Source organism: Paenarthrobacter sp. NPDC091711 (genome assembly GCF_044756605.1).
Lineage (GTDB): Bacteria > Actinomycetota > Actinomycetes > Actinomycetales > Micrococcaceae > Arthrobacter.
The window spans coordinates 45,155-71,152 of sequence record NZ_JBIVTF010000006.1; the positions used below are offsets into that span (position 1 = coordinate 45,155).

Here is a 25,998-nt window from a genome sequence, read left to right on the forward strand (position 1 = left end):
CGCTTCGCTGTTTCCTTTTCCTAGGCTTCTGCAGCTGCGCGGCCCAGGCCGGCGCTGAGGTTCTTGGTGAGTTGTCCGACGGCGTCCACGCCGCCATCGCGGAGGGCCGCCACCAAAGCGGTGCCGACGATCACGCCGTCCGCATAGGCAGCGATTTCACGCACGTGATCCGGGTTGGAGACGCCCAATCCGACACAAACACGCTCGGCGCCGGCCGCGTGGGCACGGGCCACCACGCTTTCTGCACTGCTGCTGACGGAGGTACGCGTTCCGGTGACACCCATGATGGAGACAGCGTAGACGAATCCACGGCTTGCCTTGACGGTCATGTCCAGCCGCTCCGGGGTGGACGACGGTGCCACAAGGAACACCCGGTCCAAGCCGTACTTGTTGGAGGCTTCGATCCACTCATGAGCCTCGTCAGGAACCAAGTCAGGGGTAATAAGCCCTGCTCCCCCGGCCTCGGCCAGGCGGCGGGAAAACTCATCCACGCCCATGCGCATGACCGGGTTCCAGTACGTCATGACCAGAACCGCAGCATCCGTAACGGCCGTGATTCCTGCAACCACGTCAAAGACGTTGGCAACTCGGAAGCCGTTGGAAATCGCTTCGGTGGTGGCGGCCTGAATGACGGGGCCGTCCATCACAGGATCGGAGTACGGGATGCCGATTTCGATCAGGTCAGCGCCATTGCGGGCCAGGGCTATACCGGCCTCAATGCTCTCCTGGACCGTGGGGTAGCCCGCGGGAAGGTAGCCCACCAGGGCGGCGCGACCTTCTGCCTTTGCGCGGTCAATGGCGGCTGCGGATTTGCTGGCGAATTCTTCAGTCATCAGTTCTGGTCCTCGTTGACATCCACGGCTGCTTCGTTGGTGCGCTCCGTTGGGCCCTTGGGCTTCCGCGTGGACAGCGTGGTGCCCTTGACGTGCCCTTCCTCGTCCAACATGTTGAACCAGGCAGCGGCGGTCTCCACGTCCTTGTCGCCACGCCCGGACAGGTTGACGATCACCGTGACGTCCGAGGGGTTCTCCTTGCCCTCCGTGAGCCGGTGACCAATCTTGATGGCACCTGCCAGAGCATGCGAGGACTCGATGGCCGGGATGATGCCCTCGGTCCGGCAGAGAAGGCTGAACGCATCCATGGCCTCGGTGTCGGTTACGGCCTCATACGTGACGCGGCCAATGTCAGCCAGGTAGGAGTGCTCCGGACCAACGCTGGGGTAGTCCAAGCCGGCGGAGATAGAGTGCGACTCAATGGTCTGGCCGTCTTCGTCCTGCATCAGGTACGAACGGGCGCCGTGAAGGACGCCCGGGCGGCCCAGGGAGATGGCTGCTGCGTGGCGGCCCGTCTCCACGCCTTCGCCTCCGGCTTCAAAGCCGTAGATCTTCACTGATGCGTCATCCAGGAACGCGTGGAAGAGGCCGATCGCGTTGGAGCCTCCACCGATACAAGCCGCAATGGCGTCGGGAAGCTTACCGGTTTGCTCAAGGATCTGGCTGCGGGCTTCCTCGCCGATCACTTCGTGGAAGTAGCGCACCATCGCAGGGAATGGATGCGCACCGGCTGCGGTACCCAGCAGGTAGTGGGTGTGCTCCACATTGGAGACCCAATCCCGAAGGGCATCGTTGATGGCGTCTTTAAGTGTCTGCGAGCCGTTGGTCACGGGAACCACCGTTGCGCCCAGCAACTGCATACGGGCCACGTTCAAGGCCTGTCGCCGGCAATCCTCGGCCCCCATGTAGACCACGCACTCGAGGCCCAGGAGGGCTGCGGCCGTGGCGCTGGCTACGCCATGCTGGCCGGCGCCTGTCTCAGCGATGACGCGGGTCTTGCCCATGCGCTTGGCAAGCAGTGCCTGGCCCAGGACGTTGTTGATCTTGTGGGAGCCAGTGTGGTTGAGGTCCTCGCGCTTGAGGAAGATGCGCGCCCCACCGGCATGCTCGGAGAAGCGCTTGGCTTCGGTCAGCAGCGAAGGCCTCCCGGAGTAGTTCTTGTTGAGATCCTTGAGCTGCGCGATGAAATCGGGATCAGCTTTGGCTTTTTCAAAGGTGTCCTGGACTTCGTCCAGGGCGGCGATGAGCGACTCGGGCATCCAGCGTCCGCCATAGCTGCCAAAGTAGGGCCCCGATGCATTCCGCAGCGAAGGGCCACCTTGGAGGAATGCGTCCGCCGCATTCTCTTCTGAGCCGGCTGTTGGCGCGTCGACCATCAGTCTCACCGTCCTGTTCCAGTTAGTTCATTGGGTAGTTCCACGTGCCACAAGGCAGCCGCAGGCTAATGCCCGGGCTGCCTTGCAACTATTCGCCGTGCTTCAGTGACTGCCTCAGTTCCTGACGGCGATGGCGGCAGCTCCGGCTGCCTTGAATTCGGTAATGCGTTCGCGCGGCGTGGAGTCGCTGACCAGCGCCTCCCCCACCAGGATGGCGTTGGCGCCGCCTTCGGCATAGTGCGCGACGTCCGCGGGACCCCTGACTCCGGACTCGGCCACGATCACGGACTCAGCCGGAATCAAACCGGCCAATGATCCGAAAACGGAACGATCGACGTCGAGCGTTTTGAGGTTGCGGACATTGATGCCAATGATCTTCGCCTGCGCTGCCACTGCGCGCTCAATTTCTTCTTCGGTATGCGTTTCCACCAGGACGTTCATGCCGAGCTCGTGGCTCAGAGCACTGAAGTCAGCAAGCTCCGAGTCGGAGAGCGCCGCGACGATCAGCAGGATGAGGTCAGCACCATGGGCACGGGCTTCCCAGATCTGGTACTCGTCAACAGTGAAGTCCTTGCGCAACAACGGCGTTTCGACGGCGGCGCGCACGGCGTCGAGGTCCGCCAGGGACCCGCCGAAGCGGCGCTGTTCGGTGAGGACGCTGATCACGGAAGCCCCGCCGTCGGAATACTGCACCGCAAGCGACGCGGGATCGGCGATGGACGCGAGATCACCCTTGGAAGGGCTGCGACGCTTGATTTCGGCGATGACTTTGAGGTCGTTGCGGATGGATGACGGACCGCCCAAGGCTGCCCATGCATCACGGGCCGGAGCAGCGTTGGCGGCGCGTTTCTTCAGCTCCGCGGGGGACACGAGGCCGCGGCGGACCTCCATGTCCTCCTTGACGCCAACAATAATGTCATCAAGAACGGTCACGATTAGTGACCGTTGTTCTGCAGCTTGCTGCCGCCAACTCCGTAGCCTGCCTTGCGCATGACGAAGCCCACGATCAGGCCGATAACCATGACCACCAGTCCACCGACGAAGATCGGGGTGCTGGCGATGACAAACGCGATGGAGGAAATCAGGGCGCCGACCAGCATCACAAGTACGCAGGTCCAGGCAGCCGGGCTGTTTCCGTGGCCGATGGCGTCAGCGTGGCTGGCCATGGTGGATTCAGCTTGGTTTGCGGACACTGTGGTTTTGCTCATGTGAAATCTCCTCAGGATGAATACTGCTTACATTCTGCCATTTATTGACGACGGCCGGGACATCGCCGGACGTCGGGACACGTGGTGTCCGGCTTTGTTGCGCCGGGCCCACTCGAAAGTCCGATGTGCCTGCCTACGTGGGGTCTTCACCGCGCGAGAGGCTGTCCCAGCTGTCGATCTCGTCAACTGGTTCGTTGCTGCTCTTCTTGCCCCGGGACCCGGCGTCATACTTGGTTCGCGAGGTCCAGTGGCGCCCCGCCAACGGCAAAACCACAGCACAGACCGCCAGGAGTGACCCGGCAATGATGGCAAGCACCGGGAACACCGTCACTGCAGCATCGGCCTGCCCGCCAGAGACTCCCGTGGCGGCGGCGATGGAACCTTGTGCGGCTCCCAGCGGATCAAGTATCACGGTGACCGCCGCGAGGATGATCCCCGCAGCGGACAAAACGATGAGGACTGCGATGATCCAACGCGCTATCTTTCCGGCGATGGATGCAGCCAAGCCGCCCGCCAGAGCGACGACGGCAAGTGCCGTGACCGCGGTGGCTGCCTTGCTTCCTTGGACATGGAGGTCACTGTTGGAAGCACCAGTGGGGTCCAGCCGGACCTCAATCCAAGTCTGAGTGGTAGCTCCAAAAACTGCCAGGGCAAGGATGGTGGTCGCTAGAACAAGAGTGGATTTTCGCGCCCAACGCGGCGACTGCCTCGCGGAAGGCGCTGCTGATGCCGTGCTCATGAGGCCGGGGTCCCGTCGTCGGATACGTCCACGTGACGCACGGTGTTCGCGGAAATGTTCTGCAGCGAACCGGCTGTGTGCACGGCCCGAAGGGGCGCGGCTGCCTTGTTCACGGTCTCGAGAGCTTCCGAGGGCTTATGGGAATCGGCCACAATGCCACCGCCGGCCTGAACGTACGCGCGGCCTTCACGGAGGAGCGCGGACCGGATGGCGATGGCCATGTCCATGTCTCCGGCGAAGTCCAGGTAGCCAACCACGCCACCATAGATGCCACGGCGGTGCGGTTCGAGTTCGTCGAGCAGCCTCAGTGCACGCGGCTTGGGTGCACCGGAGAGAGTGCCTGCCGGGAACGTGGCTTTGAGGACGTCGTAGGCCTTGGCATGGGGTGCCAGCTCGCCAACCACGGTGGACACGAGGTGCATGATGTGGCTGAACCGCTCCACTTCCATGAACTGTGTAACGTCCACGGTTCCGGCCACGCAGACCTTAGAGAGATCGTTGCGTGAGAGATCCACCAGCATCAGGTGCTCTGCGCGCTCTTTCTGGTCGGCCAGCAGCTCGGTTGCCAACGCCTTGTCCGCCTCCACGGTCTTGCCGCGGGGACGCGAACCGGCGATGGGGTGGGTGATGACTTCCTCACCGGTGACGGTGACCAAAGCTTCCGGCGAGGAGCCTACGATCGAGTACTCCCGGCCGTCTGCGTCCTCCAGGCTGAAGAGGTACATGTACGGGCTGGGGTTGGTGTTGCGCAGGACGCGGTAAACATCCAGGGGGTCCGCGGCGCACTCCATCTCGAAGCGCCGGGAAATCACTACCTGGAACACTTCGCCGTCAACAATGGCTTCCTTGCCGCGGTCGATCGCTTCCAAGTACTTCGATTCATCCCAGCGTTCCTGGACACTGGATGCGAAGTCCAAGGCGGCGGTTTCAAGAACGGAGACGGGCTGGGCAACAGGCGTGCTGATCTGTTCCAGCAGCCCCTTCACCCGGGCTACGGCGTCGTGCCAGGCATCATCCACACGCTCGGTGCTGTCATCAAAGTTGATGGCATTGGCAATCAGGAGGACCGTGCCATCCACATTGTCGTGCACCGCCATATCGGTGACCAGGTTCAGTGCCATCTCCGGCAGCTGGAGGTCGTCCTCGGGCGGAGACGTCAGACGCTCCCAGTGGCGCACGGCTTCCCAGCCCAGGAAACCAACCAGGCCGGAGGTAAACGGCGGCAAGCCTTCAAAGCGATCCGTCTGCAGTGCGTCAATGGTGTCGCGTACAGCGTCAACCGGGTTTCCGGAGACCGGCACGCCCACAGGCGGCTGTCCGATCCAGTGAGCTTCCCCGTCCTTGGTGGTCAGCGTTGCGCGTGACTTGGAACCAATGAAGGAGTAGCGGGACCAGGCGCCGCCAACCGCCGCTGATTCCAAGAGGAAGGTGCCCGGTTGCCCTTTGGCCAGCTTCCGGTACAGGCCGATGGGGGTCTCGGCGTCCGCCAAAACCTTGAGTCGGACAGGAATGACACGGCTGTGGACGGCGAGTTCGCGGAACTCTTCCAGGCCCGGGCTGATGCTTCCAAGGTCCTGCATGGCTATGTTCTCCGCCTTATTGTCTGAGGTGGTGCGTCAGTGGAAAGTGGTGGGTGCCTTATTCGCGGTGGCCCGTTACGACAGTGAAGTCGCGACCATCGAAGCAGGTCCGGGTTCCGGTGTGGCAGGCTGCGCCGATCTGGTCCACACGGATCAAAAGGGCATCGCCGTCGCAGTCAAGGGCAACAGACTTCACGAACTGTACGTGTCCGGAGGTGTCGCCCTTGCGCCAGTACTCTTGACGGGAGCGGGAGTAGAACGTGACCCTGCCTGACGTCATGGTGCGGTGGAGTGCTTCGTCATCCATCCAGCCGAGCATGAGGACCTCGTGGGTGTCGTGTTGTTGCACGATTGCTGCGACGAGGCCGGAAGAATCCCGTTTCAGGGCGCTGGCGATCTCCTGCGGCAAAGGGCTCGCGGGGTCGCTTGAGGGCTCCGCGGCAGGAGTTGGGCTGGGGGCGGACTGCTCTGACATCAGATCAAGTCTAGTGCCTTTGACGGGAGCCGGATTCTGCGGCGGTTCCAGTGCGCAAGAGTGCTCCGATCGTGCTAGTTTCACAAGTGATGCATTTCGTCGATCCTTCCCGAGAAGTACTGGCCGAAACCCTGCTGGCGGCCGGGCCTGACTCCCCCACGCTCTGCGAAGGGTGGTTGACCCGGGATCTTGCCGCGCACTTATACCTCCGGGAACGGAAGATTGCCGTTGGCTTGGGGCTCCTGATTCCCAGCTTGGGCAAGGCTTCCGAAAAGGCCACCTCCAAGCTGGCAGAGAAGCTGAAAAGCTCGGATGCCTACGCAGAGCTGGTCAAAACGTTCCGTGCGGGCCCTCCGGCGCTGTCCCCGTTGAAGATCAAAGCCCTGGATGAGACGTCAAACCTCATTGAGTACTTTGTGCACACCGAGGACATTCGCCGAGCAGGTGACCGTTGGGCTCCCCGGGCCCTGGATGAGGCCTATTCGGACGCCCTCTGGGATGAACTCATCAAACGGGCTGCTTTCCTCTACCGCGGCGTGGACCTCGGCATAGTTCTTGTGCGGCCCACCGGCCCCCGGCACGTAGCCAAGCGCGCTCCCGTCTCAGTTGCAATCGTTGGCGAGCCCGGCGAGCTGCTCATGCACGCGCATGGCCGCACCAGCCAGGCCCTGGTCACCTTCGAAGGCCAGCCGGACGCCGTCGCGCTGTTGCAGTCCGCGGACATTGGTCTCTAACCTTTCGAAGCTTTTAAAGCAGTAATGGAGGGTCACCGCGCCGGTGACCCTCCATTACTGCTTTAACGCTCGGCAGTTAGCGAACCTCGAAGCCCGCCTCGCGGATCGCGGTCTTCACCTGGGCGATCATGTCGTCCGGCCCAAAGTGGAACACTGACGCCGCCAGTACTGCGTCCGCACCTGCCTGTACGGCGGGCGGGAAATGCGCAGGCACCCCGGCACCGCCTGAAGCGATGATCGGAATGTTCACGGCGGCACGAACCAGACGGATCAGTTCGAGGTCGAATCCGTCCTTGGTGCCGTCGGCGTCGATGGAGTTGAGCAGGATTTCTCCCACACCCCGGTCGGCTGCTTCTTTGGCCCAGGCGATGGCGTCGATTCCGGTACCGGTTCGGCCACCGTGGGTGGTTACTTCAAAACCCGACGACGTCGGTTGGTCACCGTCGCGGGTACGGCGCGCATCCACGGAGAGCACCAGCACCTGCGAGCCAAAGTGACGGGTGATCTCATCAATGACGTCGGGCCGGGCAACGGCAGCGGTGTTGATGGACGCCTTGTCCGCGCCGAAACGCAGGAGCTTGTCCACCTCAGCCACGCCGCGGACGCCTCCGCCCACGGTCAGCGGTATGAACACTTCCTCGGCGGTGCGGCGTACGACGTCGAACGTGGTTTCCCGGTTACCGGAGGACGCCGTGACGTCCAGGAACGTCAGTTCGTCAGCCCCGCCATTGTCATACCGGTGAGCGAGTTCCACCGGATCACCGGCGTCGCGAAGGCCTTCGAAGTTGACGCCCTTGACGACGCGGCCTGCATCGACATCCAGGCAAGGGATGACGCGTACGGCTACGGCCATGTGCTGCTCCTAAACATTTCTGAACTCTGCAGGTTGATGCGCGTTATGATTTTGCTGCGCTGGATCAGATCCGGCAGGCGTGGATGCTGCTGACCAGGATGGCACGCGCGCCGAGGTCGTACAGCTCGTCCATGATGCGGTTGGTTTCCTTCTTGGGAACCATGGACCGCACGGCAACCCACTCGGAATCCCGCAACGGCGACACCGTGGGTGACTCCAGACCCGGAGTCAGGGCCGCTGCGGCTTCCACCAGGTCCTTCCGGATGTCGTAGTCCATCAGCACGTACTGGCGTGCCACAAGAACACCCTGCAGGCGGCGGATCAGGATTTCGATTTCCTTGGCGGTTCCATTGGCCGCACCACCCGAACCGGAGCGGCGGATCAGCACGGCTTCGGATTTAAGGATGGGGTCGCCAAAGATTTCCATGCCGGCGGCCTTTAGCGTATTGCCGGTTTCAACGACGTCGGCAATAGCATCCGCAACGCCGAGACGCACGGAGGATTCCACGGCACCGTCAAGGCGGACAACCTTGGCATTGACGCCGCGCTCGGCGAGGTAATCACGCAGCAGGGCGTCGTAGCTTGTGGCGAGGCGCTTGCCTTCAAGCTGTTCGACGCCGGCAAAGTCGCCAACGGGACCCGCGAAACGGAAAGTTGACGGGGCAAAGCCCAGTGGAAGTATTTCCTCGGCTTCCACCTTCGCGTCGAGCAGGAGGTCCCTGCCGGTGATGCCGACGTCCAGGGTTCCCTGACCTACGTACACGGCGATGTCGCGGGGGCGGAGGAAGAAGAATTCAATGTCATTGTCCGGGTCAACCATGACCAGTTCGCGGGTGTCGCGGCGCTGGCGGTAGCCGGCCTCGGACAACATTGCCGAGGCGGCTTCGGACAGGGATCCCTTATTGGGGACTGCTACACGGAGCATTGGGGACTTTCTTGTTGGAATGGAGGTTTTCAGGCACCTTGGCCACGCAGGGGGCTCCGCAACAGGCAAGCGGAGTGGCGTGGCTAAAGATGCTTGTAAACGTCTTCCAGGCTGAGGCCCTTGGCGAGCATGAGGACCTGCAGGTGGTACAGCAACTGGGAGATCTCCTCAGCGGCGGCTTCGTCCGATTCGTACTCTGCGGCCATCCAGACTTCGGCGGCCTCTTCGACCACCTTCTTGCCGATGCCATGGATTCCGGAGTCCAGTTCGGCAACCGTGCGCGAACCTGCCGGGCGGGTCGCTGCTTTCTCACTCAGTTCTGCGAACAGCGTCTCGAAATTCTTCACGCCCTCCAGACTACTTGCTCCGGGGCAACCACCGCTTGTTGGGGCGTTGCATGACGAAGGGGATGTGAGTGAAGACACACTCACATCCCCTTCGATAGCAAGCGCTTCTAGCTGAACTGCTTCAGTGTCACAGCCGTGGCAAGGGCAGCGGTCACTGCTTCGTGGCCCTTGTCTTCCTTGGACCCCGGAAGGCCCGCCCGGTCGATGCCCTGCTGCTCCGTGTCGCAGGTGAGGACGCCGAAACCAACCGGCACTCCTGTGCGAACGCTGACGTCGGTGAGGCCCGACGTCGCGGCCTGGCAGACGTAGTCGAAGTGCGGCGTTCCGCCGCGGATGACCACACCAAGGGCTACGACGGCGTCAAAGTGCGGCGCGAGCCTGGCGGCGGCAACCGGAAGCTCAAAGCTGCCCGGAACCCGGAGCAGCGTCGGTTCGGCGATGCCGGCTTCCTTGGCTGCGCGGAGCGCACCGTCAACCAATCCATCCATGATCTGTGTGTGCCAGCTCGCGGCCACAATAGCGAGCTTCAACTGGGAAGTTTCCTCCGGGTTGAGGGTGGTGAGGTCAATAGTGGGCGCGCCGTGTCCGCTCATGTTTACTGGGAATCCGTTCGGTCTTGGTTGTTGTCAAAGGGGTGGGGTGCCGGCGTCTTGCCGTTGCTGACAGGCTCGACATCGAGGGCAAGCCTGTGGTCCATCCGGTCTTTCTTGGTCTGCAGATAGCGGAGGTTCTGTTCGCGGGAAGGCACCTCGGTGGGCACCATCTCCACAACCGTGACTCCTGCTTGGGCAAGGCGGTTTTGCTTGTCGGGGTTGTTGCTCAGCAGCCGGACCTCATGGAGTCCCATTTCCGCGAGGATCTGGCCTGCCGCTGTGTAGGAACGCGCGTCCACAGGCAAACCGAGCTGCTCGTTGGCCTCCACGGTGTCAAAGCCGGCTTCCTGCAGCGCGTACGCCTTGATTTTGTTGGCCAGCCCGATGCCCCTGCCCTCTTGGCCGCGCAGGTAGAGCAGTGTCCCGCCCTCTGCATGGATGAGCTCCAGGGCAAAGGCCAACTGCTCTCCGCAGTCGCAGCGATAAGAACCGAACACGTCCCCGGTCAGGCATTCCGAATGCAGCCGTACCAGCGGCGCGCGGCCTCCCTTGGGCGGGTTGGGCGAACTGACGGCCAGGTGCTCATGGCCGGTCTCGAGGTCCGTCCACGCCTGTGCCACGAAGTCCCCAAAAGCCGTAGGCAGTTGCACGATCGGCCCACCGCTGACTGGGTGCGGTCCGGGGCCAGTGTGGTCACTGCTGCGTGTGGTCGATGCGGTCATCGCTTCTCCTCGTCCTCCTGTGAAACATGTGCCGCCCGGGACTCTACCGCCTCAACATATGACACCAGGTCCTCGATGGAGATGAGGGGGCATCCATGTTCAGCGGCGAAATCGCGCAGGCTGTCCAGCCGCATCATTTCACCGTCGTCATGTACCAACTCTGCGATCACGCCCACCGGAGCCAGCCCGGCAAGACGACACAGGTCCACAGCAGCCTCCGTGTGACCTGGGCGTTCACGCACTCCCCCGTTAACCGCCCGCAACGGGAAAATATGCCCGGGGCGGGTGATCGAGGCCGGAGTGCTGCTTGGATCGGCCAGGATCCGGGCCGTCAACGCACGGTCAGTGGCCGAGATTCCGGTGCTGACGCCGATCGCGGCATCGCAGGAAACAGTGTAAGCGGTACCCTTGGCGTCCTCGTTGATCTCCACCATGGGCGGCAGAATGAGGGCGTCCGCACGCTCTCCATCCAAGGGAACGCAGATGACGCCGGATGAATAGCGGATGGTCCAACCCATCAGGGCCGGGGTTGCGTGTTCGGCGGCGAAGATGATGTCGCCTTCGTTCTCACGATCCTCGTTGTCCACCACGATCACGGCTTGGCCTGCGGCCATGGCAGCGATGGCCGATTCAACAGGATCAAGCCCGGTACGTCCCGCGCCGGCCGGAGTCGTCTTGGCAGGAGCGCTCATCAGTTGCCTCCCTGCCGGGGCGCGAAGGACAGAAGGCGTTCGGTGTACTTGGCCAGCACATCAACTTCGATGTTCACACGGCCTCCTGCCTCTTTGGCACCCAGGCCTGTTTCTTCCAGCGTGGTGGGAATCAGCCCCACTTCAAACCACGGTGCCGCTTCGGCGGCAGGACTGACAGCGGTCACGGTCAGTGAGACACCGTCGACGGCGATCGAACCCTTCTCGGCGATGTAGCGCGCCAGCGTGGCTGGCACTCCAAACCGGAGCCGGTCCCAGTTCCCCAGCGGCTCACGTTCCAGCAACTCACCAACACCGTCCACATGGCCCTGGACGACATGCCCGTCCAGGCGTCCGCCGGCGGGTACGCAGCGTTCCAGGTTGACCGCATCGCCCGCCGCCAACCCACCGATGGTGGTCCGGACCAAGGTTTCGCCCATGACATCCACGCTGAAGTCCTGGCCGTCGATCTCAGTGGCTGTGAGGCACACCCCATTGACGGCGATGGAACCGCCCAAAGGCAATCCTTCCGCCGTGGTGGGAGCTTTGAGACGCAGTGTTGCGCTGGTATCGCCGTCATGTTCAATGCCCAGCACAGTGCCCTGCTCAGCAATGATTCCCGTAAACATCAGTTTCCTCCTGTGAGATGGTCCGCAGCTTCACTGTGAGAAACCACATTCTGCGAAACCGAATTCGTGATGGTGCTGGCGGCACGCCGCGGGGAACGCAGGTGCAGCCGAAGGTCGTTGCCGAGAACCCGGACAGCGCCGCCACCGGCGTCGTCCCAAGACCAGCGCTGGGCCTCTGCCAGTGTGGTGATACCGAGGTCGTTGAGTGCCGGAGTTCCGGATCCGAGCAATGTGGGTGCTAGATAGACGATCAGTTCGTCCACCAAGTCCGCTGCAAGGAACGTACTCAGAATCGAGGAGCCGCCTTCCACCATGAGGTGCCGGACTCCCTCTTCGAACAGGGAGTCCAAGGCTTCCGCAGGATCGCGGGTTGGCAAGTGGACAAAACGCCCGTCAGTTCCGCGGACTGCAGCATCCGCAGGGACTTCCCGAAGGCCCATGACCACCCGTAGGGGCTGGTGAGCGGCAAGCCCGCCGTCGGGTGCCCGGGCCGTCAAGCGCGGGTTGTCGATCAGCACTGTGCCGGTGCCCACGAGGATTGCATCGATGAGTCCCCGCAGTCCGTGATTGTCGGCAAGCGACTCCGGACAGGAGATCCACTGGCTGGTGCCGTCCACAGCAGCAATTCTGCTGTCCAGGGTCTGGGCGATATGCAAGGTAACGAACGGACGCTTTGCCGCAACGGCGTCGAACCAGTCACGGTTCAGATCCAGCGCCTTCCCGCGTTCCAGCCCGGACCTGACCTCAACACCGGCGGCGGTGAGCGTCCGTGCACCGCCTGCGGCGGGGTCATGGGGATCATCGACGGCGTAAATCACCCTCGCGATCCCCGCGTCAATGATGGCTTGGGCGCAGGGCCCGGTTCGACCCACGTGGTTGCAGGGCTCCAGAGTGACAACCATGGTGGTTCCGGCGGTGTCGATGCCCTTCTTCCGGGCTTCGGAAATAGCATCGGCTTCAGCATGGGCCGTTCCGGCGCCTCGGTGGTAGCCGGTTGCCAACTGCTCGCCCTGCGGACTGAGGATGACAGCCCCTACCAACGGGTTGGCTCCCCGGGGACCGGCAAGGGCAGCCTTCAGGGCGGCCTCCATGGCCGTAGTTTCTGCTGCGGTATAGGGCGTGTTGGTGAAGCTCACTGGACAGCTCCCGCGGAGACGGCTGCCACTGGCTGCCCGGCATCGTGGCCGGTGCGTTCGCGCTTTTCGGCCCGCCACCACACAAAGAACCCGGTCAGGGTGAAGAAGCCGTAGAACAAATACATCACTGCGCTGGCGTAGTAGCCCGCACTGAACAGCAGCGGCACGCCCACAATGTCAACGGCCACCCAGATCAGCCAAAATTCGGTCCAACCACGTGCCATGCCATATGTTGCCAGCAGCGATCCCATAAAGGTCCAGGCGTCGGCCCAGACGGGCGGGTAGGAACCCAGTGAGTCGAACAGGGGCGTCAACGCCGCCGTGCCGGCCACCATGGCCCCTATCAGCGCTATTCGGACCTTGGTGCTGGCCCAGCCTGGGACGATTGCCCGCCCTTGGGTGCTCGATTGCCGGCCCTGCTGCCAGCGGTACCAGCCATAGACGGCCACAGCGATGAACATGATCTGGCGCGAGGCCTGTCCCCACAGCGTGGCCGGCGCTGCTGCACCAAAGACGTTGCCCAGGAATACCGTGAGCAGGAGGATGTTACCAACAATGCCGATTGGCCATGCCCAGACTTTGCGGCGCATTCCGCCGAGGGCGCTGAGTAGCCCAAAGATGTTTCCAAGCACTTCGCGTAAGACAAGAGCAGATCCTCCAACGGGGATCTGTGCTTCGAAGAGCCATCGCAGTAAGTCCATGCCGTTCCTTCCCAGTAAGCCGCGATGACTCCGGGGGTGTACGACAGCGCAATGCCGGGCGTCGCAAAAGCGTCGCCCAAGGCATGACTGTACGTGCTTCTCCCATCCAGACTTTAACTGTCGGTACCGGAATTTCACCAGTTCAACCGTCTGCCACTGAACATCCAATTTCTTGGAAGCCAATGGCTCGCGGGTCGCGGACTATAACCGCCGGTTCGGACTTACACCGACCCCGGAGCACGTATGTGTGTTGTTATTCTGCCACAACTACAAAGATGGCCCGGCTATTCCCGGGCCATTTTCGTAACATGTGGTGACGGCGTTCAGGAGTTTGTGTGAGCAGCGGCCTGACCCGCTGCACGGAGCCGATCGATCGCCGCTGCAGGATCCTGATGCCCGTAAACTGCCGAGCCCGCCACGAAGACGTTCGCTCCGGCTTCAGCCGCCCGCACAATGGTTTCCTCAGTAATGCCACCGTCCACCTGGATGGCGACGCCAATGCCCGAGCCCTCGATAGCTGCCCGCGCGCGCCGGATCTTGGGCAAGGTGATGTCCAAGAATGACTGTCCCCCGAATCCGGGCTCCACGGTCATGATCAGGAGCATGTCCAGTTCGCTGAGCATGTCCAGGAAAGGCTCAACGGGCGTGGCCGGGCGCAGGGCCATGCCGGCTTTGGAGCCCCTGGCCCGCAGTTCGCGCGCCAGCTTCACCGGCGCCATGGCCGCTTCGGCGTGAAACGTCACCGAAGCGACGCCGGCGTCCGCGTAGGCAGGTGCCCAGCGGTCGGCGTCGGAGATCATCAAATGCGCGTCCAGCGGAACCGGGCTGACTGCTTGAATCCTTTGCACCACTGGCAGGCCCAGCGTCAGGTTGGGGACAAAATGGTTGTCCATGACGTCCACGTGGACGGCATCTGCATTGCTGATCCGCTGCAGTTCCGCCTCAAGGTTGACGAAATCCGCTGACAGAATGCTCGGGTTGATACAGCACTGAGACAAAGCAGCCCCTTCGGGTCGGTGGTTGTTGTGGCCCTTGCGGCTACGGCTTCTTGCGGATGATTGCCATAAACATGGCATCCGTTTGGTGAATGTGCGGCCACAACTGGGCCGTGAGCTCGTGACCGGCGTCAAGAGTGCCGGTCAGGCTGACGTTGTCCAGCGCCTGCCCGGCATCCAGCAGTTCAAGGTCCGCACGCTTGGCCAGCACGTCAGTGACAACGGCTGTGGTTTCGGCCGGATGCGGCGAACACGTCACATAGGCCACCACGCCGCCGGGCTTGACGGCATCAAGCGCGGACTTCAACAAGTCACGCTGCAAGGGGCCCAAGTCCCCGATGTCCTTGGGTGAGCGGCGCCACCGTGATTCCGGTCTTCTCCGCAAGGCACCAAGGCCACTGCACGGTACGTCCACCAGCACGCGGTCAAAAGTCTCAGGCTGCTCTGCACCCACTTCACGGCCATCGCCTGTCCGCACAGCCCAAGCCTCGTCCGGCACAGCGGAAAGTGCTTGCTGGACAAGTTTCGCCCGGTGCGGTGCCGGCTCGTTGGCCAGGAGTGTGGCGCCGTCGCGGTAGGCCAAGGCAGCCAGGAGCGCGGCCTTGCCACCGGGGCCGGCGCACAAGTCCAACCATCGCTCGCCCTGCGCAGGAGAACCGCCCAGCTCGACTCCGGCCAAAGCTCGGGCCACCAGTTGGGATCCCACGTCCTGGACACGCGTGGTACCGCGCCGGACCGATTCAAAACGTCCGAGGTCCCCGCCGGCAGAAAGAGCTGAATCCTCTACCAACTCACCGGCTGTGGCCCCATTCTCGAATGCCTCGTCCAGATTTCCCAGACCAGGCAACGCCACGAGGTTCACCACCGGGGCCGCGTTATCGGCCTCCAAGAGGGCGTCAATCTCGGTTTTGGGGCGCCCATGGTTCACCAATGATTGACGAAGTGCCCGGACAATCCATTCCGGGTGGGCGTGGCGCAGGGCAGCGATCTTGGTCTCGTCGGATTCGCCATCCAGCAGAATCTCCAGCCACTCCCCCATGCTGTGGGCCGTCACCTTGCGAAGTACTGCGTTGATGAGGGCGGACGGGCCGGCTCCGATGACCGCGCGCGCCAAGCCGACAGTCTGGTCCAGCGCCGCATGTGCGGGAACGCGCATGGAAAGCAGCTGGTGCGCGCCAATCCGCAAAGCATCCAGGATGGCAGGATCCAGTTGTTCCAGGGGACGGTCCACGCAACGGGCCAGGATGGCATCGTAGGTACCTTGGCCACGCAATGCCCCGTAGCTCAATTCAGTGGCGAAGCCGGCATCCCGACGGTCCAGGCGGTGCTCCCGGATACGTGCCGGCAGCACAAGGTTTGCGTAAGCATCTTCGGAAGCAACCGCGCGGAGCACTTCGAAGGCCACGAGTCGGGCAGGATCAGCGCGGCGCGTACGCTGCGACGGAGCGTTATTGGTGAAGCCCCTCTGCGGCCCTCTGTTTCGCTCCCGGCCTTGGGCGTTGCGTTTGCTCTCGCCGCCGGCACCACGGTTGCCCTGTGAGCCTCGGTTTCCCGCCCCGCCGCCGTCCCGGCTCCCGCTGTTGTTGGGGCCTCGCCGGCCGGACTCGCTCATTCGAATACCACTCTCTCGGGTGTTGCCAAGCCGCGCGCCCAATCGGCAGACGACATCATTTTCTTACCGGCCGGTTGGATCCGGCCAAGCTCCACTGCATGGGATCCTGTGCCCACCAGGACTGATCTGCCATCCACCAGGATGTGTCCCGGCGGAACATCTTTGACATCGGGCCGGAGCGCTACTGGCTCCAGTTTGATCCTCTGGCCCTCCAAGGTGGTCCAGGCTCCGGGTTCAGGGGTAACACCGCGCGCACGGCGGTTCAAGGCAAGGGCAGGCTGCTGCCAGTCCAGGCGTCCGTCATCGAGGGTCAGCTTGGGGGCAAGGGAGATCTCCCCCTCCTGCGGCTGAGGAGCAGCCTGGCCGGCGTCGATTGCCGAAAGTGTCTGGCTCAGCAATACAGCACCGCTGATGGACAGCCGCTCCAAGAGATCACCTGCGGTGTCCCCGGGGCGAACTGTTTCAGTAAGTGTCCCGAACACAGGACCGGTATCCAAGCCCTCTTCAAGCTGGAACGTAGCGGCCCCGGTGACGTCGTCGCCCGCGATGAGGGATCGCTGAACGGGCGCAGCACCGCGCCATGCGGGGAGAAGAGAAAAGTGCAGGTTGACCCAGCCGTGCTTTGGGACACCCAAGGCAGCCTTGGGAACAATGCCACCGTAGGCAACGATTGCGGCGACGTCGGGTGCGAATTCCGCGATTTTGGCTGTGGTCCCGGCATCAACCTTTGCTGCGTGAATGACCTCGATACCGAGCTCCATGGCTCGTGCAGCCACCGGAGAAGGAGTCAGGACGCGTTTGCGACCCACCGGCGCATCCGGCCGGGTGAGGACAGCAACGATCTCGAAGCCCGCTTTAACCAGCGCATTCAACGATGGCACAGCCACGGCAGGCGTTCCTGCGAAAAGGACCCTCACTCGGGAGCTCCGAAGCTGCCGCCCCCGAAGCTGGATCCTACGGAATGAGCGCGCTGGGAGGTGGTTTGCTCCGTAATAGCGTGGTAGTTGGCGTTCCGGATGGCCCGGAGGGCGGCCTTACGGTCATCGCCTTCCAACCTGTCCGTGTAGAGGACCCCGTCAAGGTGATCTGTCTCGTGTTGGAAACAGCGGGCAAGCATGCCCTCCGCCTCCACCGAAACTGGATTTCCGTTCAGGTCCACGCCAGTAACCTTGGTGGCCTGATAGCGGCGCACGGGGAAGCCTAAACCTGGGATGGACAGGCATCCCTCTACTTCGTCCGGCTGGAAATCTTCACTGTTCTCCAGGACCGGGTTGATGATGTGGCCTTCCACTCCCCCGATCCGGTACGTAAACACCCGCTGGCTGACGCCCACCTGCGGGGCAGCGAGGCCGGCGCCATCAACGTCTTCCATGGTTTCCGTCATGTCAGCTACCAGCTTGGCGAGCTCCGGTCCGAAATCGGTAACGGGGTCAGCTACGGTGCGCAGCACCGGGTCCCCGATGATTCGGATACTCAAAATTGCCATGTGCTGTCAGTCCTCACGATCGTCAAACCAGGTTCCGGGTGTTGCGGAGCCTAAGCCAGTTTAGTTGAGGTCATGGCTGCCGCAGGTGCTGCGCCGGCTGCTGCGAAGACCGGCGGAGCAACAGGCAGCAACGGCTGCCCGGCCGCCACAACGTCCGCAGACATTTCCCACACCCTCCGAAGAGCGCAGAACTTCCACCAATGGTGTTTGAGTATCTCCGGGTTGGCCCGCTGCGGCCTGACTTCGGTCTCGCCGATGGCTACCGCAAGCAGCATCGGGCTATCACCGTATTTCCACGGCTCCCACTCACCTGCGACCGGATCCACGAGGCTTTCTTCGGCCTTCATCCCTGCCGCGAGCTGCATGACCACTTTGTCATCCAGTGCTTTTACCGTCCCGTCCCGGGTGGTGCCTTTGGTCTTATAGTCAATCAGGCAGATGCGGCCGTTGATCCGTGCCACAAGGTCCAACGTTCCGGCGTACCCCACCGTCTTGTTCCAAACAGTGATCTCCGGCGCCAGGGGCTCCACCCGGTAGAGCTCCCACCACTCATCAAAGCGGGCAGCAAATGCCTGCTCGCCGTGGGCTGCGAGGTCCTCCCTGCACTCCTCCAAACGGTGCGGCCGCCCCATGGCCCGCAAAGCCACCTGTTCGCAGTATGTATGAACGCGATCCCCGCGTGCTGCAGCCGCATCCCGGTAAACCTCGGCGGCCTTGGAGGCTTTGTTGATTGCCTGACGGATTTTGGCCGGACTCCCAAGGATGGAAGCAAGCTCAGGATCTGCAGCCAGGCTGCTTGCTCCCATGTAACTGAACCACCCATCCAAGGCATGCGCCTGTTGTCCGATCACCGTGGTGATGGACGGCACGGAAAAATGCTCAGTTGTGGAGCGGGCGTACATCCGGCCGTAGTCAGTAGCATGGGCAAGCAGTGGAGCAGTCATACAAAGACTGTGTCACAGAGGACCGACAGAATTCATCCGCGGAAAGATCAGCGCGAGCTGCTCCGGCGCAAGCCTGGCGAGTTTGCCTGCGAGGATGGGGGCAGTCAGGGCCACGTCCCCAAAAGCCGGAGCAGGGCTCGCGTCAGCCGAAGGCTCTTCCGATTCGTCGTGTTCGTGCATGCTGATGGGTGCCGCGACCATGTTGTTCGTGACGCCAAACGCATCATGAAGAACATCACCGCAGGACTTCGGCACAGCTGGAGGGCAAAAGAAAAACCCCGCTTGAACTGGGTCGATTACTCGAGCCGATCAGTCCAAACGGGGTTCATTCATTTCAAACCGGTGGTGGGCGATACTGGGTTCGAACCAGTGACCTCTTCGGTGTGAACGAAGCGCGCTACCACTGCGCCAATCGCCCGGTGCATAGAAAACACTAACGGACCATTGCCGGAATGCAAAACGGATCACGGCGTCCGGCCCGGCACCGAACTCCGAACGAACTACAACGGTGGAATTACAGCGATGAAACTTCGCCGGAACCGCGTAAATACAAGGATCCAGCCACCTGCACCGTCAAAGGCAGGCTGCCGATTTGGAGTTTGCAGCAACCTCCTATAGAGTTTTTACTCGTCGGAAAGCGACGGAATGCCTGCGAGGCTGCCCGCCAAAACGACACTGCGGACGTAGCTCAGCTGGTAGAGCACCACCTTGCCAAGGTGGATGTCGCGAGTTCGAATCTCGTCGTCCGCTCGCAAGGCACTGTCAAGGCAAGAATTCCTCGGAATCCTGCTTACACGGTGGGTTGGCCGAGAGGCGAGGCAGCGGCCTGCAAAGCCGTATACACGGGTTCGAATCCCGTACCCACCTCGGTGAAAACCATGTCTTCCAGCTTCGGCTGGATGCATGGGCGATTGGCGCAGCGGTAGCGCGCTTCCCTGACACGGAAGAGGTCACTGGTTCGATCCCAGTATCGCCCACCAAAACAAGGCAACTTGTTTGTTGTTGAAGGCCAGGTATCTGCCGGGCAGACAACATGTGCGGACGTAGCTCAGCTGGTAGAGCACCACCTTGCCAAGGTGGATGTCGCGAGTTCGAATCTCGTCGTCCGCTCTCCTATTGAAGGACCCGGTAACGGGCGATTGGCGCAGCGGTAGCGCGCTTCCCTGACACGGAAGAGGTCACTGGTTCGATCCCAGTATCGCCCACCAAAACAAGGCAACTTGTTTGTAGTTGTAGGCCAGGCATCAGCTCGGCAAACAGCAATGCGGACGTAGCTCAGCTGGTAGAGCACCACCTTGCCAAGGTGGATGTCGCGAGTTCGAATCTCGTCGTCCGCTCCAGAATAAAAAAAGCAGCTCCCCGGAGCTGCTTTTTTTATGCCCGGATTCGGCGAATTCTCAATTCATTATGGGAAGTTACCGGTATCGCTCGGAAGAAGTCGCTTTATCTCATGTGATTCGGCTCGCATAATGTACTGCGAGCTCATCACCGTTCCACGCCAACCGGCAGGAGTACCCCCATGAACCAACAGATTGCTTCCCAGTCTGTCCTGAGGCGCAAGCCAATCGACGATATCGAGGAAGAAAACAAACACAGCGGGCTTTTTAAGAGTCTTGGCCTCTGGCAACTCACAGCGATTGGTGTGGGCGGAATTATCGGCGTCGGCATCTTTTCGCTGGCCGGACTGGTAGCCCATGGCAGTGACAGCAGCCCGGGTGTGGGTCCCGCTGTTCTCTTCTCATTCCTGATCGCCGGCCTTGCTTCGGCTGCAGCGGCGTTGTCCTACGCCGAGTTTGCGGGCATGATTCCCCGAGCCGGTTCTGCCTATACCTACGGCTATGTGGCCTTGGGAGAAATCATCGGCTGGTTCATCGGCTGGGACCTGCTGCTTGAATACATCGCCATTGTGGCTGTAGTGGCAATCGGCATCTCCGGCTATTTCGATGCCTTCCTTTCCGGAATCGGAATCCACATGCCTACATGGATGACTTCCACCGCGGATGAGGGCAAAGGCGGCATCATCAACCTCCCCGCCATCCTCGTCTGCCTCCTGGTGACCTGGATCCTCAGCCGCGGCACCAAGGCGTTTGGCCGCTTTGAACTGGTGGCCGTTGCCATCAAGGTCATCCTGATCCTGTTCATCATCGGTCTGGGCATTTTCTACATCAACACCGAGAACTACAACCCGTTCATGCCCAGCGGCTTCGGACCGGTCCTGGCCGGAGCAGCAACTGTCTTCTTCGCAGTCTTCGGGTACGACGCCATGAGCACCGCCGCGGAAGAGGCCAAAGACGGCAAGAAGCACATGCCCAAGGCCATCATCCTGTCGCTGATTGTGGCCATGCTCCTTTACGTAGCCGCAACGCTCGTGCTCACCGGCATGCAGAACTACAAGGACATCGATCCCACCGCAGGTTTCGCTTCGGCGTTCACCGGCGTCGGATTGCCTGTCATCGCCACCATCATTTCGGTATTCGCGGTCCTGTCCATCCTCACCGTGATGCTGACCTTCCTGCTCGGCGTCACCCGCGTGTGGTTCTCCATGAGCCGTGATGGCCTGCTGCCGGGCTGGTTTGCCAAGACTGACAAGCATGGCACTCCGCAGCGCGTCACATGGATCGCCGGTGTCGCCTCGGCGTTCCTTGCCGGTGTCTTCCCCATCAAGGAAGTTGCCGACCTCACGAACATCGGCATCCTGGCTGCCTTTGTGGTGGTCTGCATTTCCGTGATCGTGTTCCGTTACACCAAGCCCAACGCGCCGCGCACGTTCCGCCTGCCTTTCATGCCCGTGGTCCCCGCCTTCGGCGTCCTGGCATCGGCGTTCCTCATGTTCCAGCTCCACTGGGAAACCTGGGTCCGGTTCGGCGCATGGCTGGTCATCGGCCTGATCATCTACTTTGCCTACGGTCGCCGGCATTCCCTCATGAACCCCAACAGCCCACGCCACCAGGTGGAAAGTAAGCCGTTGGCGTAGTTTGTCCACAGTCGTCCGCTGAACCCTTGGCACCTCGGAAAACTGGTGTTAGGGTCGGACGCGGAGGAGCGATCTGGCTCCGCGATGGAAGGGAGGTGCCCGTGGGTTTAATTGACGACCTGAAGGGCAAGGCTCAGGGTCTCATTCAAGGCAACGAAGAAGCCATCAAGAATGGCATCGACAAGGCCGGGGATTTTGTGGATCAGAAGACTGGCGGCAAGTACGCCGGTCACGTCGACAAAGTCCAGAATGCCGCTTCCGACTTCGTGGCCAAGAACGACGGAAAGACTGAACAGGCTCCCGTCACGGATGAGCCGAAGCAGCCGTAGCTGCCTGAGCCGCCGTACCAGATACGTCAAGGGGGCACCGGTCCCGCCGCGAGGCGCCACCGGTGCCCTTGGCGTTTAATCAGAACCCTTGGCGTTTGACCAGAACATCGTGGCGTTCAGGTACTTTTGACCTTATGCCTTCAGCTTCCACTCCTGCCGTCCAAAGCCGCGCCCCCAAGGAGAAGCTGGGCCCGCCCATCACGGCGGGCATCGTCACCGCGCTGGTTGGTTTCACTTCCTCGTTCGCTGTGGTCCTTGCGGGCCTGAAAGCTGTGGGCGCTCACCAGGGGCAAGCATCCAGTGGCCTGCTGGCGCTGACCCTCACTTTTGGACTGGGCATCCTCTGGTTGTCGTGGCGGTCCCGGATGCCCGTGACGCTCGCATGGTCCACACCCGGTGCCGCGCTGCTCGCCTCCGCCGGAATGGTCGACGGCGGCTGGCCGGCCGCTGTGGGCGCGTTCCTGATCGTCGGGGTGCTGATTCTCCTCACGGGCCTGTTGCCCGTCTTGGGAAGGATCATGGCGAAGATCCCTACTGCGCTGGCGCAAGCCATGCTCGCAGGAGTGCTGCTCCCCCTATGCCTTGCACCCTTCAAATCCTTGGGTTCGGCTCCCTTGTTCATCGCACCGGTGATCTTGTGCTGGGTTGTCCTGATGAAGTTCGCACCACGATGGTCCGTTCCGGCGTCACTTTTGGTAGCCCTGGCAGTCATCGGCATCCACAGTGTTTCCACCGGTGTTCAGATACCGGGAGACAGCCTTCTGCCAAGGCTGGAGTGGACCACACCCGTCTTTACCGTGGAAGCTGCGGTGGGCCTGGCGCTGCCCCTGTACATTGTGACCATGGCGTCTCAGAACATTCCCGGCGTCGCGGTCCTCAAGTCCTTCGGTTACACCACCCCCTGGCGGCCATCCATGCTGGTGACCGGCGCGGGAACCATTGCAGGGGCACCATTCGGTGGCCATGCGATCAACCTGGCCGCCCTCAGCGCAGCCCTGGCCTCTGGCGAGGAGGCAGGCAAGGACCATGGAAGGCGATGGATCGCCGCGTTCGTCTCAGGCATTGCCTATCTGGTGCTGGCCGCTGCCTCCGCCGCCCTGGTCACCGTAGCGGCTGCCGCCCCACCAGGGCTCCTCGAGGCCGTGGCCGGGCTAGCCCTTTTGGGAACGCTGGCGTCATCCATCTCCTCGGCACTGGCTGTGGCCGAGGAACGCATACCAGCCTGCATTACTTTCCTGATAGCAGCATCAGGCTTGAGCGTCGCCGGCGTCGGCGCTGCTTTTTGGGCGTTGGCAGGCGGCATCCTGGTTCGCTGGATGTTGAAGAGCCGCGAAGCTGTTCAGAAGGCCTGAATCGCGCGGTCAGCGCACATCAGGCGGGACACATCTTTCAGGCGGGCTCGTGGTTTTGGGCTTCACGTGCCAAGGCCGTCAACCTGGACACTGCACGGTAGTACTTCTTCGTGTAGCCGCCTGTCATCATCTCTTCGGTGAAAAGCTGATCGAAAGGAACGCCGCTGGCAAGGATCGGCACATCTTTGTCGTAGAGCCTGTCCGCTAGAACCACGAAGCGGAGCGCGACAGCTTGCTCGGTAATGGTTTCAACGTCGCTCCACACCACAGCTTCCACGCCGGAAATGAGCTGCCGGTAGCGGCTGGGGTGGACTGCGGCCAGATGGTTGACGAGAGTGCGGAAATCATCAACGGCCACGGTCTTCCCGTCGAACTCGGCGCGCATCCGGTGCTTAAGTTCTTCGGTCTTGAGCGGCGCGGGGGCCGCGGGCAAGCCCCGGTGACGGAAGTCTTCGCCGTCGATCCTGACGACGTCGAACTGGTCGGCGAGAACCTGTATTTCGCGCTGGAAGTCCACAGCAGCGAAGCGCCCTTCACCCAGGGAACCGGGCAGGGTATTGGACGTCGCTGCCAGCTTCACGCCGGCGTCGGCCAGTTCACGCATGAGCCTGGACATGAGTACGGTGTCGCCCGGATCATCAAGTTCGAATTCGTCGATGCACACCAGTTTGTAGCTGCTCAGCGCTTCCACGGTCTTGCGGAAGGACAGTGCACCCACAAGGTTGGTGTATTCGACGAACGTACCGAAGGCCTTGGGCCCCGGCGACCTGTGCCAGAGAGAAGCCAGGAGGTGGGTCTTACCCACACCGAAACCACCGTCGAGGTAGATTCCTGCCCTTGTTGCCGGGGCTTTTTTGGCGAACAGTTTCTTGAAAAGACCGCCGCCATCCTCAGAACCCACGCCATCGGCGAAAGCCGACAGCAGCTTCACGGCGTTGGCTTGGCTCGGCTGCGAAGGGTCGGGCCGGTAGCTGTCGAACGATACCTCTCCGAATCGCGGAGACGGGTAGAAACCCTTGAGGAGTTCCTCCACGGAGACTGCCGGTGTGCGGGCAGCCAGTTGTTCGATCTTTACCACGGTGGTCCGTTCCTTCGGTTTTAGGTCCCCAGCAAGAATACCGGCATCTGACCCTCGGAAACCGTCACGTGACCAAGCCCATGTTTCACCGTATGACCGCAGGGAAGCATTCCCCGCCGCCCGTGGTTAGTGTTGGAGCACGCCCGGCCGGCACCTGCACCACTTCCTACGGCCTGGCTCCGACCGTTGTCAGTGAAAGGCCATCACCATGTCCTACCCAGTTGAACAGAACGAAAAGTTTGCAGCCTACGCAAACCCTGAACGCCTTGTGTCCACTGAGTGGCTCGCGGCAGCCATTGCCGACGGCGCCATTGCCGACGGCAAGCTTGTGGTTGTGGAGTCCGACGAAGACGTTCTCCTTTACGAAACAGGCCACATCCCGGGCGCCGTCAAGATCGACTGGCACACTGACCTGAATGACGAGGTCACCCGCGACTACGTGGATGGCGCCGCCTTTGCCGCCCTCGCGGCCTCCAAAGGCATTTCCCGCGACAGCACCGTGGTCATCTACGGTGACAAGTCCAACTGGTGGGCTGCCTACGCACTGTGGGTCTTTACGTTGTTCGGTCACCAGGATGTCCGCCTCCTCGATGGTGGCCGCGACAAGTGGATCGCCGAAGGCCGCGAACTGACCACCGACGTCCCGCAGCCGTCCGTGGGTGACTACCCCGAGGTGGAGCGGAATGATGCCCCGATCCGCGCGTTCAAGGAAGACGTCCTGGCCCACCTGGGCAACCCCCTGATTGATGTCCGCTCCCCTGAGGAGTACACCGGACAGCGCACGCACATGCCGGCCTATCCGGAAGAAGGGGCACTGCGCGGCGGCCACATTCCCACGGCCGCGTCCATCCCGTGGGCTCGCGCCGCGGCTGAAGACGGCACGTACCGGAGCCGTGAAGAGCTGGAGGCCTTGTACCTGGGCGAAGCCGGCTTGGAGCCCGGCGCTGACGTGGTGGCATACTGCCGCATCGGCGAACGTTCCAGTCACACCTGGTTCGCACTGAAGTACCTGTTGGGCTTTGACACCGTCCGTAACTACGACGGCTCATGGACCGAGTGGGGCAACGCTGTGCGGGTTCCCATCGTCAAGGGCGCTGAGCGCGGTTCCGTTCCGGCCTCCCTCGTCCGCAACTAGCGTCAGCCGCAACCAGTCCGCAGGCACAAGGAGTCCGTAGTGTTCCGGCACACAAGCTGCATTGGCCACTGTTGTGCGTAAGCTGGAAGTGATGAGTACCAACACTTTGCCCACCGCCCTGGCGGAAATCGTCGATGACTTCCAAGCACTGACGGAGCCTGACCGCCTGCAGCTCCTTCTCGAATTCTCGAGAGGCCTTCCGGAGCTTCCGGAGCGCTTGAAGGACCACCCTGAGCTGCTGGAACAGGTTGTGGAGTGCCAGTCACCGCTGTTTCTGACCATCGAGTCCGAGAAAAATCCCGACGGCGGCGCCCGCGCCTACCGGCTCTTCTTCAAAGCTCCTCCGGAAGCACCCACAACCCGGGGCTTCGCAGGGGTGTTGCACGAGGGCTTGGATGGTTTGACGGCCGAGGAAATTCTTGCGGTTCCAGACGATATGCCGGAATTGCTGGGCCTGACCCGGGCCATCACTCCCCTGCGCATGCGGGGAATGACGGCCATGCTTGGCCGGATCAAGCGGAAAGTCGCAGCAGCCAGCAGGCTGGAAAACTGA

29 protein-coding genes, 7 tRNA genes and 1 riboswitch are annotated in these 25,998 nt (G+C 62.1%); of the genes, 12 read left to right on the forward strand and 24 right to left on the reverse strand.

Translation table 11 applies throughout. The features are described from left to right. Positions 1 to 20: 20 nt before the first annotated feature. From trpA to hisI, 7 genes are all read right to left on the reverse strand, one after another. Positions 21 to 833, reverse strand: coding sequence for a tryptophan synthase subunit alpha (trpA, locus tag ACIQH5_RS11275; protein WP_062065929.1), 813 nt, complete (start codon positions 831 to 833; stop codon positions 21 to 23). Further along, positions 833 to 2,209, reverse strand: a complete 1,377-nt coding sequence (gene trpB, locus ACIQH5_RS11280; RefSeq protein WP_209760138.1) for a tryptophan synthase subunit beta — start codon at positions 2,207 to 2,209, stop codon at positions 833 to 835. The genes trpA and trpB overlap by 1 nt, the downstream gene beginning before the upstream one ends. A gap of 114 nt (positions 2,210 to 2,323) precedes the next feature. Next, the gene (gene trpC, locus ACIQH5_RS11285) at positions 2,324 to 3,142 is read right to left on the reverse strand and encodes an indole-3-glycerol phosphate synthase TrpC (protein WP_400403163.1); all 819 of its coding nucleotides are present in this window, start codon (positions 3,140 to 3,142) and stop codon (positions 2,324 to 2,326) included. Between the two features lie 2 nt (positions 3,143 to 3,144). Continuing rightward, positions 3,145 to 3,417: an HGxxPAAW family protein gene (locus tag ACIQH5_RS11290; RefSeq protein ID WP_024820583.1), complete on the reverse strand. Its 273-nt coding sequence runs from the start codon at positions 3,415 to 3,417 to the stop codon at positions 3,145 to 3,147. 133 nt (positions 3,418 to 3,550) lie between these two features. Further along, entirely contained in the window at positions 3,551 to 4,156 is a 606-nt protein-coding gene (locus ACIQH5_RS11295; RefSeq protein WP_400403166.1) for a Trp biosynthesis-associated membrane protein, read from the reverse strand. Continuing rightward, a complete protein-coding gene (locus tag ACIQH5_RS11300; protein WP_400403169.1) occupies positions 4,153 to 5,736 on the reverse strand; it encodes an anthranilate synthase component I in 1,584 nt (527 codons plus the stop codon). Before ACIQH5_RS11300 ends, ACIQH5_RS11295 begins: the two co-directional genes overlap by 4 nt. 58 nt (positions 5,737 to 5,794) lie before the next feature. After that, positions 5,795 to 6,211, reverse strand: coding sequence for a phosphoribosyl-AMP cyclohydrolase (gene hisI / locus ACIQH5_RS11305; protein WP_400403172.1), 417 nt, complete (start codon positions 6,209 to 6,211; stop codon positions 5,795 to 5,797). An 89-nt stretch (positions 6,212 to 6,300) separates the two neighbouring features. On the opposite strand from hisI, the gene ACIQH5_RS11310 reads away from it, so the two are divergent. Beyond that, on the forward strand, positions 6,301 to 6,945 hold the full coding sequence (locus tag ACIQH5_RS11310; RefSeq protein ID WP_400403519.1) for a TIGR03085 family metal-binding protein: 645 nt from the start codon (positions 6,301 to 6,303) through the stop codon (positions 6,943 to 6,945). Between the two features lie 76 nt (positions 6,946 to 7,021). Here ACIQH5_RS11310 and hisF read toward each other — a convergent pair whose 3' ends face one another. The 16 genes from hisF to ACIQH5_RS11390 form a co-directional block, all read right to left on the reverse strand. Continuing rightward, complete coding sequence (hisF, locus tag ACIQH5_RS11315) at positions 7,022 to 7,798, reverse strand: imidazole glycerol phosphate synthase subunit HisF (RefSeq protein WP_400403174.1); 777 nt, start codon at positions 7,796 to 7,798, stop codon at positions 7,022 to 7,024. 64 nt (positions 7,799 to 7,862) lie between these two features. Beyond that, complete coding sequence (gene hisG, locus ACIQH5_RS11320) at positions 7,863 to 8,723, reverse strand: ATP phosphoribosyltransferase (RefSeq protein ID WP_062065953.1); 861 nt, start codon at positions 8,721 to 8,723, stop codon at positions 7,863 to 7,865. 83 nt (positions 8,724 to 8,806) lie between these two features. Continuing rightward, on the reverse strand, positions 8,807 to 9,070 hold the full coding sequence (locus tag ACIQH5_RS11325) for a phosphoribosyl-ATP diphosphatase (RefSeq protein ID WP_018778638.1): 264 nt from the start codon (positions 9,068 to 9,070) through the stop codon (positions 8,807 to 8,809). A gap of 107 nt (positions 9,071 to 9,177) precedes the next feature. Beyond that, positions 9,178 to 9,663: a 6,7-dimethyl-8-ribityllumazine synthase gene (ribH, locus tag ACIQH5_RS11330; RefSeq protein ID WP_014921429.1), complete on the reverse strand. Its 486-nt coding sequence runs from the start codon at positions 9,661 to 9,663 to the stop codon at positions 9,178 to 9,180. A 2-nt stretch (positions 9,664 to 9,665) separates the two neighbouring features. Then, the gene (gene ribA / locus ACIQH5_RS11335; RefSeq protein ID WP_400403179.1) at positions 9,666 to 10,385 is read right to left on the reverse strand and encodes a GTP cyclohydrolase II; all 720 of its coding nucleotides are present in this window, start codon (positions 10,383 to 10,385) and stop codon (positions 9,666 to 9,668) included. Next, on the reverse strand, positions 10,382 to 11,077 hold the full coding sequence (gene ribB, locus ACIQH5_RS11340; protein WP_400403182.1) for a 3,4-dihydroxy-2-butanone-4-phosphate synthase: 696 nt from the start codon (positions 11,075 to 11,077) through the stop codon (positions 10,382 to 10,384). The genes ribA and ribB overlap by 4 nt, the downstream gene beginning before the upstream one ends. After that, on the reverse strand, positions 11,077 to 11,703 hold the full coding sequence (locus ACIQH5_RS11345; protein WP_400403184.1) for a riboflavin synthase: 627 nt from the start codon (positions 11,701 to 11,703) through the stop codon (positions 11,077 to 11,079). Before ACIQH5_RS11345 ends, ribB begins: the two co-directional genes overlap by 1 nt. Further along, positions 11,703 to 12,839, reverse strand: coding sequence for a bifunctional diaminohydroxyphosphoribosylaminopyrimidine deaminase/5-amino-6-(5-phosphoribosylamino)uracil reductase RibD (gene ribD, locus ACIQH5_RS11350; RefSeq protein WP_400403186.1), 1,137 nt, complete (start codon positions 12,837 to 12,839; stop codon positions 11,703 to 11,705). Before ribD ends, ACIQH5_RS11345 begins: the two co-directional genes overlap by 1 nt. Beyond that, positions 12,836 to 13,540, reverse strand: a complete 705-nt coding sequence (pnuC, locus tag ACIQH5_RS11355) for a nicotinamide riboside transporter PnuC (RefSeq protein ID WP_400403188.1) — start codon at positions 13,538 to 13,540, stop codon at positions 12,836 to 12,838. Before pnuC ends, ribD begins: the two co-directional genes overlap by 4 nt. A gap of 89 nt (positions 13,541 to 13,629) precedes the next feature. Then, a riboswitch (FMN riboswitch) is annotated at positions 13,630 to 13,785 on the reverse strand. Between the two features lie 78 nt (positions 13,786 to 13,863). Further along, entirely contained in the window at positions 13,864 to 14,538 is a 675-nt protein-coding gene (rpe, locus tag ACIQH5_RS11360; RefSeq protein ID WP_400403191.1) for a ribulose-phosphate 3-epimerase, read from the reverse strand. A 40-nt stretch (positions 14,539 to 14,578) separates the two neighbouring features. Next, positions 14,579 to 16,147 carry an RsmB/NOP family class I SAM-dependent RNA methyltransferase gene (locus tag ACIQH5_RS11365; RefSeq protein ID WP_400403193.1) on the reverse strand — a complete coding sequence of 523 codons (1,569 nt, stop codon included), beginning with the start codon at positions 16,145 to 16,147 and terminating at the stop codon, positions 14,579 to 14,581. Beyond that, positions 16,144 to 17,064 (reverse strand): methionyl-tRNA formyltransferase, encoded by a 921-nt coding sequence (gene fmt / locus ACIQH5_RS11370; protein ID WP_400403196.1) that lies wholly within the window; start codon positions 17,062 to 17,064, stop codon positions 16,144 to 16,146. The genes ACIQH5_RS11365 and fmt overlap by 4 nt, the downstream gene beginning before the upstream one ends. Continuing rightward, positions 17,061 to 17,633, reverse strand: a complete 573-nt coding sequence (def, locus tag ACIQH5_RS11375; protein WP_400403198.1) for a peptide deformylase — start codon at positions 17,631 to 17,633, stop codon at positions 17,061 to 17,063. The genes fmt and def overlap by 4 nt, the downstream gene beginning before the upstream one ends. A gap of 50 nt (positions 17,634 to 17,683) precedes the next feature. Further along, a complete protein-coding gene (locus ACIQH5_RS11380; RefSeq protein WP_400403201.1) occupies positions 17,684 to 18,577 on the reverse strand; it encodes a cytochrome in 894 nt (297 codons plus the stop codon). Positions 18,578 to 18,589: 12 nt separating this feature from the next. Continuing rightward, complete coding sequence (locus ACIQH5_RS11385; RefSeq protein ID WP_400403203.1) at positions 18,590 to 18,778, reverse strand: hypothetical protein; 189 nt, start codon at positions 18,776 to 18,778, stop codon at positions 18,590 to 18,592. Between the two features lie 142 nt (positions 18,779 to 18,920). Next, positions 18,921 to 18,995, reverse strand: a tRNA-Val gene (locus ACIQH5_RS11390). A 259-nt stretch (positions 18,996 to 19,254) separates the two neighbouring features. Here ACIQH5_RS11390 and ACIQH5_RS11395 point away from each other — a divergent pair. The 9 genes from ACIQH5_RS11395 (at position 19,255) to ACIQH5_RS11435 (ending at position 23,232) form a co-directional block, all read left to right on the forward strand. After that, positions 19,255 to 19,327 (forward strand) — tRNA-Gly (locus ACIQH5_RS11395). A gap of 46 nt (positions 19,328 to 19,373) precedes the next feature. After that, positions 19,374 to 19,444 (forward strand) — tRNA-Cys (locus tag ACIQH5_RS11400). A 38-nt stretch (positions 19,445 to 19,482) separates the two neighbouring features. Continuing rightward, positions 19,483 to 19,557, forward strand: a tRNA-Val gene (locus ACIQH5_RS11405). Between the two features lie 57 nt (positions 19,558 to 19,614). Next, positions 19,615 to 19,687: transfer RNA gene (locus tag ACIQH5_RS11410), tRNA-Gly, on the forward strand. A 23-nt stretch (positions 19,688 to 19,710) separates the two neighbouring features. Then, positions 19,711 to 19,785, forward strand: a tRNA-Val gene (locus ACIQH5_RS11415). Positions 19,786 to 19,841: 56 nt separating this feature from the next. Beyond that, positions 19,842 to 19,917, forward strand: a tRNA-Gly gene (locus ACIQH5_RS11420). A gap of 179 nt (positions 19,918 to 20,096) precedes the next feature. Beyond that, positions 20,097 to 21,551: an amino acid permease gene (locus ACIQH5_RS11425; protein WP_062065989.1), complete on the forward strand. Its 1,455-nt coding sequence runs from the start codon at positions 20,097 to 20,099 to the stop codon at positions 21,549 to 21,551. A 95-nt stretch (positions 21,552 to 21,646) separates the two neighbouring features. After that, positions 21,647 to 21,880, forward strand: a complete 234-nt coding sequence (locus ACIQH5_RS11430; protein ID WP_400403207.1) for an antitoxin — start codon at positions 21,647 to 21,649, stop codon at positions 21,878 to 21,880. 134 nt (positions 21,881 to 22,014) lie between these two features. Then, positions 22,015 to 23,232 carry a benzoate/H(+) symporter BenE family transporter gene (locus ACIQH5_RS11435; RefSeq protein ID WP_400403210.1) on the forward strand — a complete coding sequence of 406 codons (1,218 nt, stop codon included), beginning with the start codon at positions 22,015 to 22,017 and terminating at the stop codon, positions 23,230 to 23,232. 37 nt (positions 23,233 to 23,269) lie between these two features. Here ACIQH5_RS11435 and zapE read toward each other — a convergent pair whose 3' ends face one another. Further along, entirely contained in the window at positions 23,270 to 24,310 is a 1,041-nt protein-coding gene (gene zapE / locus ACIQH5_RS11440; protein ID WP_062065995.1) for a cell division protein ZapE, read from the reverse strand. Positions 24,311 to 24,518: 208 nt separating this feature from the next. Here zapE and ACIQH5_RS11445 point away from each other — a divergent pair, with 208 nt between their 5' ends. Next, positions 24,519 to 25,445 carry a sulfurtransferase gene (locus ACIQH5_RS11445; protein WP_400403213.1) on the forward strand — a complete coding sequence of 309 codons (927 nt, stop codon included), beginning with the start codon at positions 24,519 to 24,521 and terminating at the stop codon, positions 25,443 to 25,445. 91 nt (positions 25,446 to 25,536) lie between these two features. Then, entirely contained in the window at positions 25,537 to 25,998 is a 462-nt protein-coding gene (locus ACIQH5_RS11450) for a SufE family protein (protein ID WP_400403215.1), read from the forward strand.

What these genes read in the sequence shown, in the direction of transcription:
- trpA (WP_062065929.1), bottom strand. Translation starts at nt 833, where the DNA reads ATGACTGAAGAATTCGCCAGCAAATCCGCAGCCGCCATTGACCGCGCA.
- trpB (WP_209760138.1), bottom strand. Translation starts at nt 2,209, where the DNA reads ATGGTCGACGCGCCAACAGCCGGCTCAGAAGAGAATGCGGCGGACGCA.
- ACIQH5_RS11290 (WP_024820583.1), bottom strand. Translation starts at nt 3,417, where the DNA reads ATGAGCAAAACCACAGTGTCCGCAAACCAAGCTGAATCCACCATGGCC.
- ACIQH5_RS11295 (WP_400403166.1), bottom strand. Translation starts at nt 4,156, where the DNA reads ATGAGCACGGCATCAGCAGCGCCTTCCGCGAGGCAGTCGCCGCGTTGG.
- ACIQH5_RS11300 (WP_400403169.1), bottom strand. Translation starts at nt 5,736, where the DNA reads ATGCAGGACCTTGGAAGCATCAGCCCGGGCCTGGAAGAGTTCCGCGAA.
- hisI (WP_400403172.1), bottom strand. Translation starts at nt 6,211, where the DNA reads ATGTCAGAGCAGTCCGCCCCCAGCCCAACTCCTGCCGCGGAGCCCTCA.
- ACIQH5_RS11310 (WP_400403519.1), top strand. Translation starts at nt 6,301, where the DNA reads ATGCATTTCGTCGATCCTTCCCGAGAAGTACTGGCCGAAACCCTGCTG.
- hisF (WP_400403174.1), bottom strand. Translation starts at nt 7,798, where the DNA reads ATGGCCGTAGCCGTACGCGTCATCCCTTGCCTGGATGTCGATGCAGGC.
- hisG (WP_062065953.1), bottom strand. Translation starts at nt 8,723, where the DNA reads ATGCTCCGTGTAGCAGTCCCCAATAAGGGATCCCTGTCCGAAGCCGCC.
- ribH (WP_014921429.1), bottom strand. Translation starts at nt 9,663, where the DNA reads ATGAGCGGACACGGCGCGCCCACTATTGACCTCACCACCCTCAACCCG.
- ribA (WP_400403179.1), bottom strand. Translation starts at nt 10,385, where the DNA reads ATGACCGCATCGACCACACGCAGCAGTGACCACACTGGCCCCGGACCG.
- ribB (WP_400403182.1), bottom strand. Translation starts at nt 11,077, where the DNA reads ATGAGCGCTCCTGCCAAGACGACTCCGGCCGGCGCGGGACGTACCGGG.
- ACIQH5_RS11345 (WP_400403184.1), bottom strand. Translation starts at nt 11,703, where the DNA reads ATGTTTACGGGAATCATTGCTGAGCAGGGCACTGTGCTGGGCATTGAA.
- pnuC (WP_400403188.1), bottom strand. Translation starts at nt 13,540, where the DNA reads ATGGACTTACTGCGATGGCTCTTCGAAGCACAGATCCCCGTTGGAGGA.
- ACIQH5_RS11365 (WP_400403193.1), bottom strand. Translation starts at nt 16,147, where the DNA reads ATGAGCGAGTCCGGCCGGCGAGGCCCCAACAACAGCGGGAGCCGGGAC.
- def (WP_400403198.1), bottom strand. Translation starts at nt 17,633, where the DNA reads ATGGCAATTTTGAGTATCCGAATCATCGGGGACCCGGTGCTGCGCACC.
- ACIQH5_RS11380 (WP_400403201.1), bottom strand. Translation starts at nt 18,577, where the DNA reads ATGACTGCTCCACTGCTTGCCCATGCTACTGACTACGGCCGGATGTAC.
- ACIQH5_RS11385 (WP_400403203.1), bottom strand. Translation starts at nt 18,778, where the DNA reads ATGGTCGCGGCACCCATCAGCATGCACGAACACGACGAATCGGAAGAG.
- ACIQH5_RS11425 (WP_062065989.1), top strand. Translation starts at nt 20,097, where the DNA reads ATGAACCAACAGATTGCTTCCCAGTCTGTCCTGAGGCGCAAGCCAATC.
- ACIQH5_RS11435 (WP_400403210.1), top strand. Translation starts at nt 22,015, where the DNA reads ATGCCTTCAGCTTCCACTCCTGCCGTCCAAAGCCGCGCCCCCAAGGAG.
- ACIQH5_RS11445 (WP_400403213.1), top strand. Translation starts at nt 24,519, where the DNA reads ATGTCCTACCCAGTTGAACAGAACGAAAAGTTTGCAGCCTACGCAAAC.
- ACIQH5_RS11450 (WP_400403215.1), top strand. Translation starts at nt 25,537, where the DNA reads ATGAGTACCAACACTTTGCCCACCGCCCTGGCGGAAATCGTCGATGAC.